The following is an 18,415-nucleotide window of genomic DNA, read 5'->3' as shown; positions in this document are numbered from 1 at the left end:
TGCAGGCAGCTCAGGCGGTGCAAGGCCCAAATCTCAAATGTCCTCGCGCAGCGCGTAGGGCAGGGGCTTGAGCTGCAGCGCCACGGCCTGCGCGGCATCGGCGCGCTGGCCCTCGCCCAGGGCGGCGTGGGCCAGCAGGCGCTGCTCAGCCGAGCTGATCTGCATGGAGACAATGGCGTCCCAGCCGCCGCCGGGCGCCGGGGCGGCCTGGACCACGGTGCCGGTGGCCTGCTCCAGATCCTCGGGCGTGAAGACTTCCATGCCGGCTGCCAGCGGCTGCTGGGCATGGGCGATGTAGGCGCGGCGCTTGAGCGTGCCCCGGAACTGGCTGCGGGCCACCACCTCCTGGCCCGGGTAGCAGCCCTTCTTGAAATTCACGCCTTCCACCGATTCGTAGTTGAGCATCTGCGGCACGAAGGCATCGACCACGGGTGCCGACAGCGTGGCGATGCCGCTGGCGACTTCGCTCCAGAGCCAATCGGCCTCACTGAGTGCGGGGCCTTCGGGCAGGGGCGCACCGACAGGGGCCACGCGCAGGGCGCGCGGCTGGCCGGCGGCCGGGTGCAGGGCGATCAGGCTGGCTGCCCCGTCGTCCGTCTTGGTCCAGGGTGCGGCGGCCGCGCCCAGGGCCTGCACGGCGGCATCGCCAGCCAGGCCGAGCACGGTGAAGTCGGCCGTGGCATCGCTGAGCTTGCACTTGGCGCGCAGCACGAACATGGACAGGCGCTTGAGCGTGGGTGCCAGCAGGCTGCGGTCGCACAGCAGCAGGATCTCGTCCTTGCTGCGCTTGAAGCCGATGAAGCTGGCCAGCATGCGGCCCTTGGCCGTGCAGAACGCCGCCAGACGCGCATGCTGCAGATCGAGCAGCGCGAAATCGTTGGTCAGCTGGCCATGCAGGAATGGGGCGGCGTCTTCGCCGAGGGCGCGTATCACGCCGAGATGGGAAACGGGGGCGATGCCGTTCAGTAAAGGCTGGGTCATGGCTGAATTATGATCAGCCGCTCTATTGCTTGCTTGGACCGAGGTTGTGCGCTTTATCTTTCGCGCTTTGATGATGCTGCTGGTGCTGGCAGCCGTGCTGGCCGGTGCCGGCTGGTGGTGGCTGAACCAGCCCCTGCCGCTGTCCCAGCCCACGCTGGAGCTGGAGGTCGAACCCGGCACCACGCCGCGCGGCGTCGCCCGCGAAGTGGTCAAGGCCGGGGTGCAGACCGATGCGCGGCTGCTGTACGCCTGGTTCCGCGTCTCGGGGCAGGACCGGCAGATCAAGGCCGGCAACTATGAACTGACCACGGGCCTGACCCCCTATGTGCTGCTGCAAAAGCTCGCGCGTGGCGAGGAATCGCTCAAGGCGCTGACCCTGGTCGAGGGCTGGAACTGGCGCCAGGTGCGCGCAGCCCTGGCCCGCGAGGAATTCCTGCGCCAGGAAAGCGCGGGCATGGACGATGCGGCCCTGATGCAGGCCCTGGGCCGTCCCGGGGTGGCGCCGGAGGGCCGCTTCTTCCCCGATACCTATACCTACGCCAAGGGCAGCTCCGACCTGGCCGTGCTGCGCCGGGCCCTGCATGCCATGGACCGGCGCCTGGCCGATGTCTGGGCGCTGCGCTCGGCCGACACGCCACTCAAGAGCCCCGACGAGGCCCTGACCCTGGCCAGCATCGTCGAGAAGGAAACCGGCCGCGCGGCCGACCGTGCCCAGATCGCAGGCGTGTTCACCAACCGCCTGCGCATCGGCATGCTGCTGCAGACCGATCCCACCGTGATCTACGGCCTGGGCGAGAAATTCGACGGCAACCTGCGCCGCCGCGACCTGCAGACCGACACGCCCTGGAACACCTACACCCGCGCGGGCCTGCCGCCCACGCCCATCGCCATGCCCGGCAAGGCCGCCCTCATGGCCGCCGTGCAGCCCAGCCAGACCAAGGCGCTGTATTTCGTGGCGCGCGGAGACGGCACCAGCCATTTCAGTGCCTCGCTGGACGAGCACAACCGCGCCGTCAACCGCTACCAGCGCGGCCAGCAAAAGCCCTGAGCAAAAGCCCTGAGATATTCCCCAGGGCTGCTGCGGTTCCCGCGGCGCTTGCGTATCCTCTCTTTCCATATGACCAATGCAACCCCCGCCGGCCTGTTCATCAGCTTCGAAGGCATCGATGGCGCCGGCAAGTCCTCGCACATCGCGTCGCTGGCCCAGGCTTTCCGTGACCAGGGCCGCACGGTGACGCTCACGCGCGAGCCCGGCGGCACGCCGCTGGCCGAAAAGCTGCGCGCGCTGATGCTGCACGACGCCATGGACCCGCTGACCGAGGCGCTGATCGCCTTTGCCGCGCGACGCGACCACCTGGTGCAGGTGATCGAGCCCGCGTTGGCGCGCGGCGAGGTCGTGCTCTGCGACCGCTTCACTGATGCCACCTTTGCCTACCAGGGCGCAGGCCGTGGCTTCGACCTGCAGCCGCTGGCCACGCTGGAGCGCATGGTGCAGACGGGCACCGCCCCCCAGCCCGATCTGCTGCGCGAGCCCCACCTGACGCTCTGGTTCGACCTGCCCGCCGAGGTGGCCGCCGAGCGCCTGGCCTCGGCCCGCGTGCCGGACCGCTTCGAGTCCGAACCCGGCAGCTTCTTCGCCCGCGTGGCCCAGGGCTATGCGTCGCGCGCTGCAGCAGCGCCCCAGCGCTTTGCCCGCATCGACTCCAACGCCAGCCGGCATGCGGTCTGGCAGCAGATCACGCAGGTCATGGTGCGCCGGGGCTGGCTGGCCATCATGGTCGGCGGCCAGGGAGGTGCGGCATGAACGAAGCCCTGCCACAGCCGGCCGAGACCGACACCTCCTGGATTGCCGAACAGCGCACACGCCTGCTCGCACAGCGCGGCCATGCCTGGCTGCTGCAGGGGCCTTCGGGCCTGGGGCAGTACGCGCTGTCGCTGTCACTGGTGCGTGCCTGGCTCTGCGAGTCGCCGTCGCCGCAGGGCGCCTGCGGCCACTGCGGCAGCTGCCATGCCATCGACGTGCGCGCCCATGCCGACCTGTGCGTGCTCATGCCCGAGGTGCAGATGATGGCGCTGGGCTGGCCCCTGCCCGAGAAGGCCCAGGCCGACATCGACGACAAGAAGCGCAAGCCCAGCAAGGAAATCCGTGTCGAGGCCATGCGCGACGCCGTGGAGTTCTGCCAGCGCACCAGCGCGCGCGGGCGCGGCAAGGCCGTGCTGGTCTATCCGGCCGAGCAGATGAATGCCATCACGGCCAATGCGCTGCTCAAGACGCTGGAGGAGCCGCCCGGCGATGCGCGTTTCGTGCTCGCCAGCGAGGCATCGCACCAGCTGCTGCCCACCATTCGCAGCCGCTGCCTGATCCACACCATGGCCTGGCCGGATCAGCAAGAGGCCCTTTCCTGGCTGGACACGCAGGGCGTGCCCCCTGAAGCGGCCGCCGTGGCGCTGCGCGCAGCAGGCGGGCGGCCCGGCGATGCACTGGCATTGGCGCAAAGCGGTGGCGGCAGCGACATGGCGTCGTGGTCACAGCTGCCGCGTGCGCTGGCCAAGGGCGATGTGGCGGCCCTGGCCGCCTACGCGCCGCCCCATGCCGTGGAGGCCTTGCAAAAGATCTGCCACGACCTGATGGCACTGGCCGCAGGCGCCGCGCCGCGCTACTTCACACCGGCCGACCTGCCTTCGCGGCCGCTGGACATGGGCCTGCTTTCCGAATGGTCGCGAACCCTGGCCCAGGCCGCGCGCACGGCCGACCATCCCTTCAACGCAGGCCTCATGGCAGAAGCCCTGGCCGCAGAGGCGCGGCGCGTGCTCATGTCCGGCCAGCCTGCCCGCCAGCGCCGGGCATGAAGGGCGGGGCACGGGAGAATATGGCCAGGCGCTTTTCGCCACATGAAAGCCCGGCCTGTTAACCTACGGCCCTGGGCCCGGTGCCGATTGCGCCGGCCGCTCACCGAACCAATGTCTGCAAACCATCCATGAGCACCGCACCCTCCACACCCCGTCCCAGCGTGATGCAACTGGCGATCAAGGAAAAGGCCGCGCTGTACGCCGCCTACATTCCCATGTTCGCAGAAGGGGGCGTTTTCGTGCCCACGCAGCGCGAGTACCGTCTTGGCGATGATGTCTACGTGCTGCTGACCCTGCCCGACGAGCCCCAGCGCTATCCCGTGGCCGGCCGCGTGGCGTGGATCACGCCCGCACGCGCCTCGGGCAACCGCACGCAGGGCATAGGCATACAGTTTCCCAAGGACGAGAAATCCGCCGAGCTCAAGGCCAAGATCGAGAACATCCTGGGCGCGGCGCTGAGCTCGGACAAGGCCACGCAGACGGTCTGATGGCTGCACCTGTTTCAGGTGCACCTGCCTGCCATGCATGCCGACAGGGAGGACAGCTCCCGGGTCGGCATGGCTGTTTCTGAACCACGAGATTCCATGTTTACCGATTCCCACTGCCATCTGAACTTCCCCGAGCTGCAAAGCCGCCTGCCCGAGATCCGCGAGGCCATGGCGGCCGCGCGTGTCACGCGTGCGCTGTGCATCTGCACCACGATGGAGGAGTTCGGCGATGTGCACCAGCTGGCGCTGGACCACGACAACTTCTGGGCTACCGTGGGCGTGCACCCCGATACTGAACACATGACCGAGCCCAGCGTGGGCGACCTGGTGGAGCGCGCCGCGCTGGCGCGCGTGGTCGCCATCGGCGAGACGGGCCTGGACTACTACGGCATGGAAGACCGCAAAGGCGGCCGCACCATTGCCGACATGGAGTGGCAGCGCGAGCGCTTTCGCGTGCACATCCGCGCGGCGCGCCAGACGCAAAAGCCCCTGGTCATCCATACCCGCAGTGCCTCGGACGACACGCTGGCCATCCTGCGTGAAGAAGGCGAGGACGGCTCGGCAGGCCAGGCCGGCGGTGTCTTCCACTGCTTCACCGAGACCATGGAGGTCGCGCGCGCGGCGCTGGACCTGGGCTACTACATCTCGATGTCGGGCATCGTCACCTTCAAGAACGCCCAGCACCTGCGCGACGTGGCCGCCTTCGTGCCGGCCGACCGCCTGCTGATCGAGACCGACAGCCCTTATCTGGCGCCCGTTCCCTATCGCGGCAAGACCAACAATCCGTCGTATGTGCCGTACGTGGCCCAGCAGATTGCACAGGTGCGCGGCATTCCGGTCGAGGAGGTGGCGGCCCTGACCAGTGCCAACTTCGATCAGCTTTTCAAGGGGGTTGTCGCATGAGACTGAATGCTGCGGCCGTCGGCCGCGTGGACCGTCGCCGCTGGCTGGCCCGGGCCGGCCGCGCCCTGACGGCCGTGGCTGCAGCCGGTGCCGGGCTGGCGCACGCCAGCCAGTACGACGACTACGTGCGTGCCATCGTCAGCGACAACGAGCGCGCCATGGTCAACCTGATCTTTCGCGGCTTCGATCCCAACACGCGCGACACGCGCGGCCGCCCGGGCCTGGTTGCGGCCCTGCACCAGGGCTCCCTGGGCGTCTTCGACGTGCTGCTCAAGTCCCCCGGCATCAAGGTCAACGAAGCCTCGCAGCAGGGCGAAACGCCGCTGATGATGGCCTGCATCAAGGGCCACCTGGACCTGGCCAAGGAACTCATCCGCCGGGGCGCCGATGTCAACCGCCCCGGCTGGACACCGCTGCACTACGCCACCTCGGCCGACCTGCCCCAAACGCTGGACATCATCAAGCTGCTGCTGGACAAAAGCGCCTACATCGACGCCGAATCGCCCAACGGCACCACGCCGCTGATGCTGGCTGCCCAGTACAGCAGCGAAGCCGTGGTGGACCTGCTCATCGCCGAAGGCGCCGACGTCATCCTGCGCAACCAGCGCGGCTTCACCGCCGCCGACTTCGCCAGGCAGGTGGACCGCCAATACATGGTCGACAAACTCACCAAGGCCATCAAGGCCGAACGCAAGACCCAGCCATCGCGCGGGAGCTGGTAGCCGCCAGCTGCAAGCCGCAAGCGAAAGCGGCATGGCCGCCCCCAATCCTGTCCGCTCAGGTGGCGTGGTTCCTGCTCAACCTGGCATACAGCCCGTCGCGCGCCAGCAGTTCGGCATGCGTGCCTTGCTCGGCGATGCGGCCGCGCTCCATCACCACCACACGGTCGGCATGCTCGATGGTGGACAGCCGGTGGGCGATGACCAGGGTCGTGCGGCCCTGCATCAGCCGTGTCAGCGCCTCCTGCACCAGGCGCTCGGATTCGTTGTCCAGTGCCGAGGTGGCCTCGTCCAGAATCAGGACCGGCGCATCCTTGTACAGCGCCCGCGCAATCGCCAGCCGCTGGCGCTGGCCGCCGGACAGCTGGCTGGCGTTGTGTCCCACCACCGTCTGCAGGCCCTGGGGCAGGCCGCGCACGTGCGAGCCCAGGTTGGCGGCGTCCAGCGCCGCCCACAGCAGTGCCTCGTCTTCCACGCCACCCAGCGCCACATTGGCGGCAATGGTGTCGTTGAACATCACCACATCCTGGCTGACCATGGCGAACTGCTGGCGCAGGGCGGCCAGATCCCATTCGGGCAGGGGGGTGCCGTCCAGCAGCAACTGCCCATCCGTGGGCTGCAGAAAGCGCGGCAGCAGGTTCACCAGCGTGGTCTTGCCGGCGCCGGACGGCCCCACCAGGGCCACCACCTCGCCGGGGCGCACGCGCAGGTCCACATGGCTCAGGGCGGGCGCCTTGTCCTCGCCAAACTGAACGGACACGTCGCGCAGCTCGATCTCGCCACGCGCCTTGCCGGGCACCTGGGTGCCGCCGGTCTCGTCGCCCGAGCCCTCCAGCAGGTGCAGGCCGCGCTCCAGCGCCGCCACGCCGCGCGTGATGGGGTTGGCCACATCGGCCAGGCGGCGGATGGGGGCAATCAGCATCAGCATGGCCGTGATGAAGGCCGCGAAGCTGCCCACCGTCACATCCTGCACATTGGCCGCGGCGGCTCCCGTGCCCCGGCTTTGCCACAGCGCGATGCAGATCACGGCCGACAGGGCAGCAGCGGCCAGCAGTTGGGTCAGCGGCGTCATCGCCGCAGAGGCGATGGTGGCCTTGATGGCCAGCTTGCGCAGTTGCCCGCTCAGGCCGCCAAAGCGCTTTTGCTGGCCCTGCTGCGCGCCATGCAGGCGCACCATGCGGTGGGCCAGCACGTTCTCCTCCACCACATAGGCCAGGGAGTCCGTGGCTTCCTGGCTGATCTTGGTGATGCGGTACAGGCGGCGCGACAGCGTCTTCATGATCCAGGCCACGCCCGGCACCACGGCGGCCACCACCAGCGTCAGCTGCCAGTTCAGATACAGCAGGTAGCCCAGCAGCGCCACCAGGGTGAAGCCATCGCGCGAGATGCCCAGCATGGCCTGCACCAGCAGGGTGGAGCCGGTCTGCACCTCATAGACCACGGTGTTGGACAGCGATGAGGCCGACTGGCGCGAGAACAAGGCCATGTCGGCCGCCAGCAGCCGCTCGAACAGGCGCCTGCGCAGCGCCAGCATGCCCTCGTTGGCAATGCGCGCCAGCGCGTACTGGCCCACGAACTGCGACAGGCCCCGCACCAGGAACACGCCGATGATGGCCAGCGGCACCGACCACAGGGGCAGCGTGCCGTCGGTGAAGCCGCTGTCCAGCAGCGGCTGCAGCAATGCCGGTATCAACGGCTCGGTGACCGCACCCACCAGCGTGGCGGCCACGGCCATCGTCCAGGCCAGGCGCTGACCACCAAAATAGGGGGACAGGCGCTTCAGGCGCTGCGACAGGGTCAGGGTGCTGGCGAGATCATGGGCCGCCGGTGCGGCGGACGGCGCAGGGGCCGGCGGCGGTGAGGATGGTGCGTGCATGAAGCGCGGATTTTACGGCGGGCTTGCCTGGGGCTGCCCCATGGGGAACCGATGCGGCTGGCGGGGATCGACAAAGCCTGGGCCGACAGACCCTACAGTGCACGTTCTTACATCGTGACGCATCCAGTGTGTGTAACATTCGCACCTGTGCAAGTACCGGGGTCTTCCCGTAGATATTGATGAATGCCAATGACTATTGACCGACTCCTTTCTCCTTCCTCCCTGGCGGCCGTGCCGCGCCCTTCGCGCCGAACCCTGCTGGCCGCTCTTGCCTCCACTCCCGCAATTCCCGCGCTGGCCCAGTTCCGCGTCGAAGTGACGGGCGTGGGCCTGACCCAGTTGCCCATCGCCATTGCAGCATTCAAGGGAGAAGGGCAGGCGCCCCAGAAGATCTCGGCCATCATCCAGGCCGACCTGGAGCGCAGCGGTCAGTTCCGCGCCGTGGACACGGCCGGCGTGCAACTCGATGAAACCTCGCGCCCCGATGTCGCCATGTGGCGCCAGAAAAGCGCAGATTCCCTGGCCGTGGGCAGCATCACGCGCCTGGCCGATGGCCGCTACGACGTGCGCTTTCGCCTCTGGGACGTGGTCAAGGGCCAGGACCTGGGCGGCCAGGGCTTTGCCGTCACCACCGGCGACCTGCGCCTGGTGGCCCACCGCATCTCCGACTACATCTACGAGAAACTCACGGGCGAGAAAGGCGTGTTCTCCACACGCATCGCCTACGTGACCAAGGCAGGAAGCAACTACCGCCTGTGGGTGGCCGATGCCGATGGCGAGAACGCGCAGTCCGCCCTGTCCAGCCCGGAACCCATCATCTCGCCCGCCTGGTCGCCCACCGGCACCCAGCTGGCCTATGTGTCCTTCGAGTCGCGCAAGCCCGTGGTCTATGTGCACGATGTGGCCAGCGGCCGCCGTCGTCTGGTCGCCAACTTCCGGGGCTCCAACAGCGCGCCGGCCTGGGCGCCCGATGGCAACTCGCTGGCCGTCACGCTCAGCCGTGATGGTGGTTCGCAGCTGTACCTGATCAGCGCCCAGGGCGGCGAGCCCCGCCGCCTGATGCAAAGCAGCGGCATCGACACCGAGCCGAACTTCTCCAGCGACGGCCGCTCCATCTACTTCGTCAGCGACCGTGGCGGCGCCCCGCAGATCTACAAGGTGCCGGCTTCCGGCGGAAGCGCGGAGCGCGTCACCTTCACCGGCAACTACAACATCTCGCCCAGTGTCAGCCCCGATGGAAAGTGGCTTGCGTACATCTCGCGCGTGGGCGGCGGCTTCAAGCTCCACGTCATGGACCTGGGCACCGGCACCGTGAATGCCATCACCGACACCACGGCGGACGAAAGCCCCAGCTTCGCTCCCAACAGCCGCCTGATCGTCTACGCCACGCTGCAGCAGGGCCGCGAGTCCCTGATGACCACCACGCTGGACGGCAAGATCAAGGCGCGGCTGGCAGGGCAGGGCGGAGACATCCGCGAGCCCGACTGGGGTCCGTTCCAGCGCCAGTGATAGCCCGGCTTCCTCGATTTCTTTTCAGTCAACAAGTCAACTCAGCACGAAGTCCATCCGGACATACGGAGATTTTTCATGATCACCATCAAACGACTTTCCCTGGCACTTGCAGTCACCGCACTCATGGCAGGTTGCAGCTCGGGCGTCAAGCTCGACGAAACCCCGGTCACCGACGCGGGCGCCTCCAGCACGGGCCAGGGCAGCGGTGCCGGCACCGGCAGCACCTCGCAAAGCGGCATCTCGGGCGTGGACCTGACCGGCTCGGCTGCCGACAAGGCAGGTCCCCAGGGCGTCAGCCGCATCGTCTACTTCGACTTCGACAGCTACGTCGTCAAGGCCGACGCCCAGCCCCAGATAGAAGCCCATGCACGCTTCCTGAAGGCGTCTTCTGCACGCAAGGTCCAGATCGAAGGCCACACCGACGAGCGCGGCGGCCGCGAATACAACCTGGCCCTGGGCCAAAAGCGCGCTGAAGCCGTGCGCCGCTCGCTGGGCCTGCTGGGCGTGAGCGACGCGCAGATGGAAGCCGTGAGCTACGGCAAGGAAAAGCCTGCCTCCGAAGGCCATTCCGAAGACGCCTACGCGCAAAACCGCCGCGCTGAACTGTCCTACCGTTGATGAACATGCAGCGCTCCCCGATCCTGCATCGCACCGCGCTGCGCACGCTGCTGGCTGCCGGCCTGATGGTCGGCTACGCCGCCAGCGGCCATGCCGCGCTGTTCGGCGATGACGAGGCGCGCCGCGCCATCCTCGAAATGCGCCAGCGTGTCGACAGCATGCAGCAGTCGCAGCAGCGCATGACCGAGGAAAGCGCGCAAACGCGCCGTGGCCTGCTCGAACTGCAGTCGCAGATCGAGCAGCTCAAGTCCGAGCAAGCCAAGCTGCGCGGCCAGAACGAGCAGCTGCTGCGCGATGTGGCCGAGCTGCAGCGCGGCCAGCGCGACATCGCCAAGGGCGTGGACGAGCGCCTGCGCCAGTTCGAGCCGGTCACGGTGACGGTGGACGGCCAGGAATTCGCGGCCGACCCGGCAGAGAAGCGCGACTTCGAAGCCGCGCTGGCGCAGTTCCGCGCAGGCAGCTTTGCCGAAGCCGGCACGGCATTCTCGTCCTTCCTGAACCAGTGGCCCAAGAGCGGCTACGTGCCCTCGGCACGCTTTTGGCTGGGCAACGCGCAGTACGCCAATCGCAACTACAAGGACGCGATCTCCAACTTCCGCGCGCTGCTGGCGGCAGCCCCCATGCATGGCCGGGCGCCGGAGGCGGCGCTGTCCATCGCCAACTGCCAGATCGAGATGAAGGACACCAAGGGCGCGCGCAAGACGCTGGAAGACCTGATCAAGGCCTATCCCAACGCCGAAGCCGCAGCCGCGGCCAAGAACCGTCTCGCCAGTCTCAAGTGATGAACGACACGGTCTCTTCATCCCTTCCGGGAGAAGACAAGACAGCGCCTGAAGCAGGCGCTGTTTTTTCTGATGCCGACCTGCAGCGCCGCTTCGGCGGCCTGGAGCGCTTGTATGGCGTGCCGGGCGCCGCGCGCATCCGCGCCGCACACGTCGTCGTGGTGGGCATCGGCGGCGTGGGTTCGTGGACCGCCGAGGCGCTGGCGCGCAGCGGTGTGGGCGAGCTCACACTCATCGACATGGACCATGTCGCCGAGTCCAACATCAACCGCCAGATTCACGCGCTCTCCACCACCGTGGGCCAGGCCAAGATCGAAGCCATGCGCGAGCGCATTGCCCAGATCAACCCGGCCTGCCGCGTGCACTGCATCGACGACTTCGTGGATCCGGACAACTGGCTGCGCCTGCTGCCCCAGAACGCGGACGCCGTCATCGACGCCTGTGACCAGGTCAAGGCCAAGACTGCCATGGCCGCCCATGCGCGCGCCACGCGCCAGTGCTTCATTTCGGTCGGAGCGGCCGGCGGCAAGCGCCTGGCGCACAAGGTGGACATCGAAGACCTCAGCGCCACCACGCACGACCCTTTGCTGGCCCAACTGCGCTACCGCCTGCGCCGCGAGCATGGCGCACCCAAGGAAGGCAAGCGCATCGGTATCGCCTGCGTCTTCAGCCGCGAGGCCGTCGCCCCGCCCGATGCCTCTTGCGCCATCGAAGGCGACGGCACGCTCAACTGCCACGGCTACGGCTCGGTGGTAGCCGTCACCGCCACCTTCGGCCAGTGCGCCGCAGGCTGGGTCATCGATCAACTGAGCCGCATCAAGAATTGAGGCGTAAAATTTGGTGCTAGAATCTATGTCTTCGCTGAGCAGCATCTGATGCATGCAAAGCGTGGTTCGGGTCTTTAGCTCAGTCGGTAGAGCAGCGGACTTTTAATCCGTTGGTCGCGAGTTCGAATCTCGCAGGACCCACCAACAAACACGCGGAAGCCGCGCTATCGTAAAGGTAGCGCGGCTTTTGTTTTATTCCCAATTTGGGAATAGAGGTCAGCCCAGGGACTGCCGTTTTGAGACCTTCGAGCGGTCGTAGACCCGGGCCGTGGTGGCCGAGCTGGCGTGAAGCTCGGGCAGGGCACCATACCGTGCCTTGTGCTGGGTCGTGTAGTACGCCCGCAGGTCGTGGAAGGTGAAGCGTCTGCTGATCACCTTGGTCTCCAGGGCTTCGACCATGGCCCGCTGCCAGCCCGTGGTGAATCCCGATTCCGTGAGTGGGCTGCCGTGCTGATTGATGAAGACATGCAGCGATGTCTCGGGACGCGGCAGCTGCAGTAGCCTCTTGGCCAGGTCCAGCATGGCCGGGCCCATGGCGATGTTCTCGGCACGCTTGGTGCCGCCGTGCTGCTTTGCGCGCATCAGCCGGATCTCGCCGGCCTGCATGTCGATCTGAGGCACCTGCAGGGCCAGGAACTCCACGCGGCGCGAGCCAGCCAAGGCGGCAAACTCCGCCATCAGGGCCAGTGTCTTGCGCGCTGGGCTGCCGGCCTCCAGCCAGTCCAGGAATGCGCGCAGCTCGGCCGGCTCCGGCGCTTCCGTCCGGGCCCGCTCGCTGTTCTTCTTGACCTGCTTGCATGGATTGGCGTCGATCAGCCCGCGCTCGATGGCCACGTTCATCAGGTTCGAGAGCAGGGCTATCTCTCGGTTGCCCCGCACGGGCGCGTCTGCACGCTCCACGCGGAGGAACCTGGCGATGTCTGTAGGGCGCACCGCGGCGGCAGGCACCTCGCCCATGACCTCGATGAGCTTCAGGCTGTACGACTCGTAGTCCTGCTTCGTGCGCTCGGCCAAGGCCGTCCAGCGGGCGGTCTTCTGATACAGGTCCCAGAGCTCGCGGATCGTGCCCTGGGAGTTGGGCGCGTGGTTCATCTCCAGCACGGCCTGCATGGCCGCCGTGCGGTCGGTGCCCAGGTTGATGGGCTTGCCACCCACGGGGTGATACCGGTAGGTGACAAGCCCGTTCTTGCGCGGCCTGGCTTCCATCCTGGGCAACAGGCCGAAGCCTGATGCCCGCTCTCTTCTGCGACCCATCACTTACTCCATTTGACTCCGCGCTCGGACGCGGAGGGCTTTTTGTTGTTGAGCTTTTCGTCCACCATGGTGCGCCCCACCAGGGGCAGCCCGTCGGGACGAATGCCGGCTATCGGGAGGCCCAGCACCTGCTCGATGTACCGGCGCTGGGCGAAGCGCTGTTTCAGGGGCTTGCAGAGGCCGTCGATCTCTTCCTCGGTCAGGTAGAGGCTGGTGGTGATGGCTTCAGCAGTCATGTTTTCAAGGCCTCCTGAGCATTGGCCCGGGGCGACACTTGGTGATGCCTCGGGCTTGATGAAGCGCTGTCGTCAGGTTTTTCCCTGGTAGGAGAATGCCTACGCGCGCATACTTCAGAGTCCCCCACAGCAAGATCATGCAAATGAACGGACAACAGCTGTTGACTGCCCGCTTGGCTCAATGGGCGCAGGCGGAAGGCGTGACGATGAACTGGGTGCGAGGCTCCCTCAGATTTGAAGATGCAGATGGCGCATCCGGAACCGTTGCCTCTTTCCCGCCTGATTTCTGGGAGCGCTTCCAAGCCGCGAACGAAGAGCAGCGCGAACGTGCCTTGGACTCGATCCGCTTGAGTGTCGCGCTCCAGTACCGGCCAGTCTGCGCTCCTTACGCGCATGTGATCGACGTGCCCACCAGTTACTTTGAAGAATTCGACTGAATTCCCGGCTGAGTGCAGGGGCTGGCCTGCATAAAGACAGGTCATGGCTGAATCTCCTGGATCTGCTTGCGTGCCACCCTGAGCACCCCGGCTGCCTGGTTCAACGTGCCGGCTGTTTGCGGGTAACGCTTCGAGGCGGCCGCCATTTCCCCCAGCCGGCGCGACAGCAACGACATGATGTCGGTGCGCATGGCCTGCCTGCCGGCGTTGAACTCATGGCTGGCGAGCCCGCGTACCAGGTCCTGGACCGCTTCCTGGCCTTCGCCGGGCTGTGGTTCTGTGGTGCTGGCCGTCTGGCTCACGGCCTGCTGGATGCGGGCCACCAGCTCGGCCGAAGGCTCCGTGCCTTGAGCCATGCAGGACTGCACCATGGCCAGCAGATCCCGGGCCTGGGCGCCCGCGATGTGCGCCGCCTGAAGCTCGGCCTGCAGCACTGCCACCTTGGCGCGAGCCTCGGACAGCTTCTCGAACGGGATTTCATGGCGGCCGTCGGCGGCCAGCACCACGGGCACTGCATCGCCCATCACCTCCTTGGCGTGCGCGCGCAGGGCCGTGTATGCCTGGGCAATGGGCTGCAGCGCTCCGTCCGTGGCACGGCCAGCCGGCTTGGCCAGGGCGCGCGCCATCATGTGCAGCAGGTGGTGGGTCAGGTCCTCATGCTGCTCCAGCCAGGCGGCTCCGTTGAGCGTGCGCGGCGCCGTGGCCAGGAGGGCCTGGGCGCTGCTCTTGGGTTTGCGTGCTTCAGCCACAGCGCAGCCCTCCCTCGAAGGCGCTCTGCAGGTCGCGCTGGGGCGGGGTGCCCACGGTGGCCGGGTCTTCCCCGTGGAGCTGGCCCGCGAAGTAGACGATCCCGGAGAGCTGGGCAATGCGAGCCGCCATTCCATGGAAGACGGGCTGTGCATCAGCGTCCAGCTGGTCAGCCAGCAGGATCAGGGTCTGGGCCAGACGCTCGATCTGGTAGTTGGCGCCGCGTGCGAGCTTGAGGCGTTCTTCCTGGTCCTGCTGCTGCGCCGCTGATGGTGCTGCGTCTTCCATCAGCTCGGCCACGGGCATGTCCGCGATCCAGGCCAAATCGGTCATGGCTTCATCCAAGAGCTTCGCGGCTTCGGCAGGTGCTGCTGGGCCTGGAGTACGGCGAGCTGCCTTGATCAGGGCCGCGATATCCAGGGCGAAATCGCCAGCCATGTCCTGTGCGTGGGTGGTGCGCTCGGCGAAGTGTTCGATGTCCGCCTTCGCGGTGAGTAGGAGCCGGGCTGCATCACGATGGCCACCGGCCTGCGCCCAGGTGTTGGCTGAAACTTCGAGGGAGTCGCCCATGCTGATGAACGCGGCCAACAGGCTGGCCGGGGTCCGGGTTGGGGCGGTGGATGCGGCTGCCGGCCGGGTTGCCGTGGCTGGTTGTTGCGTGCGAGCCTTAGGCTTTTGTGCGACGGTGATCATGCTGCACCCCCACGCTGGCCGAAGTTGGGGCCGAAGAACCAGCTGTCATAGTCCCCGATGACATCGCCTTCAACTGCTTGATCTGCCATTCCGCCGATTTTCTCGGTCAGGGCCTGGGCTCCATCCACCAAGTAAGCCAGCATGGTGCCGTCATCAGTGGCCTGGGCAGCCATGAGCAGATTGTTCAACGTGGAGGCGTCTCGCGCGACACGTCCAAGGACCTTCCGCAACTGGTCCAGGTTCAGCCCCGGCATGGACGGGCCTGTCTTGGCCGTGGGGTTTGAGCTTTGGGCGAGCCCGGCCCTCAGTATGTCGGTGATGGGCGTATCGGCCAGGACGGCCAGGACTTCCGCTGCCAGCTTGATGAATTCCGCACGCTTTGGTGACTGGGTGTCTCCTGGCACGCGGCTGGATGCGCTGACGCATGCGGCGATGTCGAAGGCGAGGTCTTCGCAGTCGGGCGTCCCCACGGCAGCGGCCCCCCGCTCCGCGAGTTCCCCTCCGATTCGCAGTAGGCGGTCGGAGTCGCCGCTATGGGCGTGGGGTTCATCGGTGCGCGCGGCCTGTTTCAGCAGCGCGGCAAGTTGGCCCAAGGACTCATGGACCTGCGTGCGGGCGTGGGGCGATGGCGCGGCCGACGCTCCCGCACGGCCTTGCACTGCCACCTCCATTGCGCCCTGGTATGTGCCCAGTGCGCGCAGCCGCTGTAGGTCGCCTGCTTGGTAAGCCGTTTCCAGCGCCTTGGTGAGGGTCAGGGCGCTGCTGATGGTCAAGCTGGCCAACACCGCTTGTCCAACAGCGGTGCTCAAGCGCTCCGGTGTTTCCGACGCCGCGCCGTCCAGGAGGGTGTATGCCCGCTGCAGCGCACCGACCAGCCCACGGGTTTTTGCGCCGTTGTCGCGAATCTCCATCAGCAGGCAGTCCGCCTCGTCCAGAAATTCTGGCGGGGCAAGCGCCGGGATATTGCTGGTTTCAGCAGCGCGCGCCACAAGCGTGGAGACTACGCCGACTGCCTGGCGGCACAGAGCTTCGGCCTCATTGGTGGGCTGCGGGGGCGTGGTTTCCGCCGGCCTGGCCTTTTTGCGGGCGTGGCTTGGCCTTGCGCCCGTAGCTGGGCGCGCGATAATCTCGGTCATGATTCAGTCCTGGTAAGGGTTCGGGATCAAGAAGCCCTGAAGCGCTCTCACCTGCTTCGGGGCTTCGCCTTTTGTGGCCTGCTGCGGCCAGGGCGGTGGGTGTGGGGCGGTCACTGTATGGTGTCCTTCTCCTGTCGGGCTCTGCTCTCCTCAAGGCGGGCCAAGACCTCGCTGTTGAAGGAGCGGTGGTTGTCGATGGCCTGGTGCTTCAGCCAGTCCTTGAGGGGCTGCGGTAGCCGGATCGGCGACGGTGCCAACTTTCCATTTCCTTGCATCAAACCTCCTTGTATTGCTACGCGCTGTCATTATTACGCGCTGTAGCCATTGCCTGCAATCGATTTTTTACTACACTGCGTAGCTATGGCACGCACACCCAAAACCACCACCGCCCCCACCGGAAGCATCGCCCCGCTGGGCCTGCGCATGCTCCCTGAGCTCAAGGCGAAAGTCGAAGCCGCGGCGAAGGCCAACGGGAGATCCATGAACGCCGAGATCTCGGCGCGCTTGGAGGAATCCTTCGCTCCCAACCTGGATGCAGTCAGCGTGATGGACTGGATCCGCCTGACAGGGGTGATCGGTCGCTTGGCTGCCTACATCGATGAGCGCAGGTACGAGACTGGGGCCGATGCGAGCACCGCCGCTATGGCCTCCGCCGTGGCCCATGCCGACTTCGAGAAGATTCAGGCCTCCTTGGCGGAGGATCTGGGCCGGCCTGCAGACGACGAAAGCTTGCGCGACTTCGCTACAACGATATGGCGCGCGGGTGTGGCCAGCCTGTACGCCAGCAAAGGCATGTCGCCGCCCACGCATCCCAAGGCAACGACCTACGAATACCGTCGCAGAACTCATCTTCCACCCTATGAAATCGTGGAGTCCGGAAATGCGGTGGATACGAGCAGTGCGGAGAAGCAGGCGCCTGTTGTGAAGCGGACTCGCAAGCCCAAGGCCTGACCGCAGGCGCCGACGAATTTCGTCGCCTCCTCGGGTCGTGCAGTTTCCCGGCTCGAATCCGGGAACCCCAGCCGTACGCAAAACGTACGCTTGGTCCATGGCCTGCTGCTGGGTGTTCCGACGAATTTCATCGGAACCCACTTCGTACGTTTTTCGTACGAAGTGCCCAACTGGCAGACCTTGGCACTCTTCGTCCGTTTTCCGGACGAAGGTGGTGATGGTGTGGTTCTGCACCATCACCAGCGCGTCCGAAATTCGGACGCGCGTGCGGCTATCTTCGAGCGAGTCACAGGCGGTCGGCACCTTTTCGCCAAAATTGGCGAAAAGTCTGCGCACATGGCGTGAAGCCACACCATGGTCCAGAACGGGGCCATGTGCAGGAACCATCACGGAAATCATGACGGTTGCCATCACTCCACCGCCTTCGGCCAGCGGCGCAGGCGCTTGAGCGTGCGGCTGTGGGTCATGACGTGGTAGACGGCCAGCACGCCGCCCAGATTGCGCAGCACGATGTAGTCGAAGCCGCCGGCTGTGGCCGGGCCGCTGAGGTCTGCCGCGGGCTGCTGGGCGCCAGGCTTACGCAGGTGGAACGCGATGGCTCGCTGGAGAAGATCCGTGGTGGAAATCGCCATGGTTGCCTCACTGCACCGGGAACACCGGGCCGTCATACAGGTCGTCCGGGTCAATCTGGGTCTGGGCGAGAAAGCGGTCCACTTCTTCGATGCTCACCCCGTGGGCTGCAGCCAACTGCTCCTTCGAGTAGACCGGCGAACCGTCCGCCTTGACGTGCGTGGCTTTGGGGATGATGCCCAACTCGTTGGCTTTGGCTTCCATTTCCGCGCGCAGATCCTTCGGCGCGTACCGGAGCATCTTGGCGTACAGATGGGCATGCTCTGGCTTGTGGATCGCGTCCTCACCTTCCTCCTCAGCGATGCGCTTCAATTCGTTGCCGGCGGCCCAGAAGCGAGGATCGATGCCATCAGGCCCGGGGCGCAGCAGATGCGGATTGGTCTCGGGCTCATGCTGGCCCGGGTGCCTCGTTGCCGTGACCAACTGAATGGCCGGCGCGGGAGTGCTGGCCGTCGCCTTTGTGCTGGCGATGATCTGGACTTGCACATCGTTCGGCAGCAGGCCCATTGCCTCCTGCACCAAATTAGCCAGGCGCGGATTGGGTGTGTTGCGACGCATGAGCGCCCACACGGTGGAGGTGTGCTTGAAGCCGCGCTTCTCGGCCTCCTGCAGGAAACGCTCGACCAATCGCATGGCGTTGGTGCGTCCCTGAGGCGTGGTCTCGGTTGGATCGCCGAAAATTGTGTTGCCGCAGATGAGCACGACCCCTGCGAGGTTGAGGATGTACTGCTCGCCATCGGGGTGCAGCTTGAACATGGGCTTTTTGGTCATGATC

General features: G+C 66.5%; 22 protein-coding genes and 1 tRNA gene. 13 read left to right on the top strand and 10 right to left on the bottom strand.

Features of this window, described 5'->3' with window-relative positions:
* Nucleotides 1-33: 33 nt before the first annotated feature.
* On the bottom strand, nt 34-981 hold the full coding sequence (locus U6958_RS19505) for a folate-binding protein YgfZ (protein WP_074922851.1): 948 nt from the start codon (nt 979-981) through the stop codon (nt 34-36).
* Nucleotides 982-1,027: 46 nt separating this feature from the next.
* Here U6958_RS19505 and mltG point away from each other — a divergent pair, with 46 nt between their 5' ends.
* From mltG to U6958_RS19475, 6 genes are all read left to right on the top strand, one after another.
* The gene (mltG, locus tag U6958_RS19500; RefSeq protein WP_016446816.1) at nt 1,028-2,029 is read left to right on the top strand and encodes an endolytic transglycosylase MltG; all 1,002 of its coding nucleotides are present in this window, start codon (nt 1,028-1,030) and stop codon (nt 2,027-2,029) included.
* 69 nt (nt 2,030-2,098) lie between these two features.
* Nucleotides 2,099-2,785, top strand: a complete 687-nt coding sequence (tmk, locus tag U6958_RS19495; RefSeq protein ID WP_016446817.1) for a dTMP kinase — start codon at nt 2,099-2,101, stop codon at nt 2,783-2,785.
* On the top strand, nt 2,782-3,831 hold the full coding sequence (locus U6958_RS19490; RefSeq protein WP_043790344.1) for a DNA polymerase: 1,050 nt from the start codon (nt 2,782-2,784) through the stop codon (nt 3,829-3,831). Before tmk ends, U6958_RS19490 begins: the two co-directional genes overlap by 4 nt.
* 128 nt (nt 3,832-3,959) lie before the next feature.
* A complete protein-coding gene (locus tag U6958_RS19485) occupies nt 3,960-4,319 on the top strand; it encodes a PilZ domain-containing protein (protein WP_016446819.1) in 360 nt (119 codons plus the stop codon).
* 96 nt (nt 4,320-4,415) lie between these two features.
* A complete protein-coding gene (locus U6958_RS19480; protein WP_074922852.1) occupies nt 4,416-5,222 on the top strand; it encodes a TatD family hydrolase in 807 nt (268 codons plus the stop codon).
* Nucleotides 5,219-5,944, top strand: a complete 726-nt coding sequence (locus U6958_RS19475; protein ID WP_016446821.1) for an ankyrin repeat domain-containing protein — start codon at nt 5,219-5,221, stop codon at nt 5,942-5,944. Before U6958_RS19480 ends, U6958_RS19475 begins: the two co-directional genes overlap by 4 nt.
* A gap of 55 nt (nt 5,945-5,999) precedes the next feature.
* Here U6958_RS19475 and msbA read toward each other — a convergent pair whose 3' ends face one another.
* On the bottom strand, nt 6,000-7,817 hold the full coding sequence (gene msbA / locus U6958_RS19470) for a lipid A export permease/ATP-binding protein MsbA (RefSeq protein ID WP_016452860.1): 1,818 nt from the start codon (nt 7,815-7,817) through the stop codon (nt 6,000-6,002).
* Between the two features lie 189 nt (nt 7,818-8,006).
* Here msbA and tolB point away from each other — a divergent pair, with 189 nt between their 5' ends.
* The 5 genes from tolB (at nt 8,007) to U6958_RS19445 (ending at nt 11,700) form a co-directional block, all read left to right on the top strand.
* On the top strand, nt 8,007-9,326 hold the full coding sequence (gene tolB / locus U6958_RS19465; RefSeq protein ID WP_016446823.1) for a Tol-Pal system beta propeller repeat protein TolB: 1,320 nt from the start codon (nt 8,007-8,009) through the stop codon (nt 9,324-9,326).
* Nucleotides 9,327-9,404: 78 nt separating this feature from the next.
* Nucleotides 9,405-9,947 carry a peptidoglycan-associated lipoprotein Pal gene (gene pal, locus U6958_RS19460; RefSeq protein ID WP_016446824.1) on the top strand — a complete coding sequence of 181 codons (543 nt, stop codon included), beginning with the start codon at nt 9,405-9,407 and terminating at the stop codon, nt 9,945-9,947.
* Nucleotides 9,947-10,729 carry a tol-pal system protein YbgF gene (ybgF, locus tag U6958_RS19455; RefSeq protein ID WP_016446825.1) on the top strand — a complete coding sequence of 261 codons (783 nt, stop codon included), beginning with the start codon at nt 9,947-9,949 and terminating at the stop codon, nt 10,727-10,729. Before pal ends, ybgF begins: the two co-directional genes overlap by 1 nt.
* Entirely contained in the window at nt 10,729-11,556 is an 828-nt protein-coding gene (locus U6958_RS19450; protein ID WP_046238572.1) for a ThiF family adenylyltransferase, read from the top strand. The genes ybgF and U6958_RS19450 overlap by 1 nt, the downstream gene beginning before the upstream one ends.
* A 68-nt stretch (nt 11,557-11,624) precedes the next feature.
* Nucleotides 11,625-11,700 (top strand) — tRNA-Lys (locus U6958_RS19445).
* Nucleotides 11,701-11,772: 72 nt separating this feature from the next.
* On the opposite strand, the gene U6958_RS19440 is transcribed toward U6958_RS19445, so the two are convergent.
* Nucleotides 11,773-12,810 carry a tyrosine-type recombinase/integrase gene (locus U6958_RS19440; RefSeq protein ID WP_074922853.1) on the bottom strand — a complete coding sequence of 346 codons (1,038 nt, stop codon included), beginning with the start codon at nt 12,808-12,810 and terminating at the stop codon, nt 11,773-11,775.
* Nucleotides 12,810-13,046, bottom strand: a complete 237-nt coding sequence (locus U6958_RS19435) for a hypothetical protein (RefSeq protein WP_074922854.1) — start codon at nt 13,044-13,046, stop codon at nt 12,810-12,812. Before U6958_RS19435 ends, U6958_RS19440 begins: the two co-directional genes overlap by 1 nt.
* 143 nt (nt 13,047-13,189) lie before the next feature.
* Here U6958_RS19435 and U6958_RS19430 point away from each other — a divergent pair, with 143 nt between their 5' ends.
* Nucleotides 13,190-13,483, top strand: a complete 294-nt coding sequence (locus U6958_RS19430) for a hypothetical protein (RefSeq protein ID WP_143044610.1) — start codon at nt 13,190-13,192, stop codon at nt 13,481-13,483.
* 41 nt (nt 13,484-13,524) lie between these two features.
* On the opposite strand, the gene U6958_RS19425 is transcribed toward U6958_RS19430, so the two are convergent.
* The 4 genes from U6958_RS19425 to U6958_RS19410 form a co-directional block, all read right to left on the bottom strand.
* On the bottom strand, nt 13,525-14,232 hold the full coding sequence (locus U6958_RS19425) for a hypothetical protein (protein WP_074922856.1): 708 nt from the start codon (nt 14,230-14,232) through the stop codon (nt 13,525-13,527).
* Complete coding sequence (locus U6958_RS19420; RefSeq protein WP_143044611.1) at nt 14,225-14,923, bottom strand: hypothetical protein; 699 nt, start codon at nt 14,921-14,923, stop codon at nt 14,225-14,227. The genes U6958_RS19425 and U6958_RS19420 overlap by 8 nt, the downstream gene beginning before the upstream one ends.
* A complete protein-coding gene (locus tag U6958_RS19415) occupies nt 14,920-16,059 on the bottom strand; it encodes a hypothetical protein (protein ID WP_074922858.1) in 1,140 nt (379 codons plus the stop codon). Before U6958_RS19415 ends, U6958_RS19420 begins: the two co-directional genes overlap by 4 nt.
* Nucleotides 16,060-16,169: 110 nt before the next feature.
* Nucleotides 16,170-16,334 carry an Arc family DNA-binding protein gene (locus U6958_RS19410; protein WP_083393626.1) on the bottom strand — a complete coding sequence of 55 codons (165 nt, stop codon included), beginning with the start codon at nt 16,332-16,334 and terminating at the stop codon, nt 16,170-16,172.
* A gap of 85 nt (nt 16,335-16,419) precedes the next feature.
* Here U6958_RS19410 and U6958_RS19405 point away from each other — a divergent pair, with 85 nt between their 5' ends.
* On the top strand, nt 16,420-17,010 hold the full coding sequence (locus U6958_RS19405; RefSeq protein WP_074922859.1) for an Arc family DNA-binding protein: 591 nt from the start codon (nt 16,420-16,422) through the stop codon (nt 17,008-17,010).
* Between the two features lie 410 nt (nt 17,011-17,420).
* Here the strand turns inward: U6958_RS19405 and U6958_RS19400 are convergent, their stop codons facing one another.
* A complete protein-coding gene (locus tag U6958_RS19400; RefSeq protein WP_074922860.1) occupies nt 17,421-17,642 on the bottom strand; it encodes a hypothetical protein in 222 nt (73 codons plus the stop codon).
* A 7-nt stretch (nt 17,643-17,649) separates the two neighbouring features.
* Nucleotides 17,650-18,411 (bottom strand): hypothetical protein, encoded by a 762-nt coding sequence (locus tag U6958_RS19395; RefSeq protein ID WP_074922861.1) that lies wholly within the window; start codon nt 18,409-18,411, stop codon nt 17,650-17,652.
* Between the last annotated feature and the right edge of the window lie 4 nt (nt 18,412-18,415).

The sequence above is a fragment of the Delftia lacustris genome (assembly GCF_040267515.1).
Taxonomy (GTDB): domain Bacteria; phylum Pseudomonadota; class Gammaproteobacteria; order Burkholderiales; family Burkholderiaceae_C; genus Comamonas; species Comamonas tsuruhatensis.
This window is presented reverse-complemented; position numbering and strand designations above follow the sequence as displayed.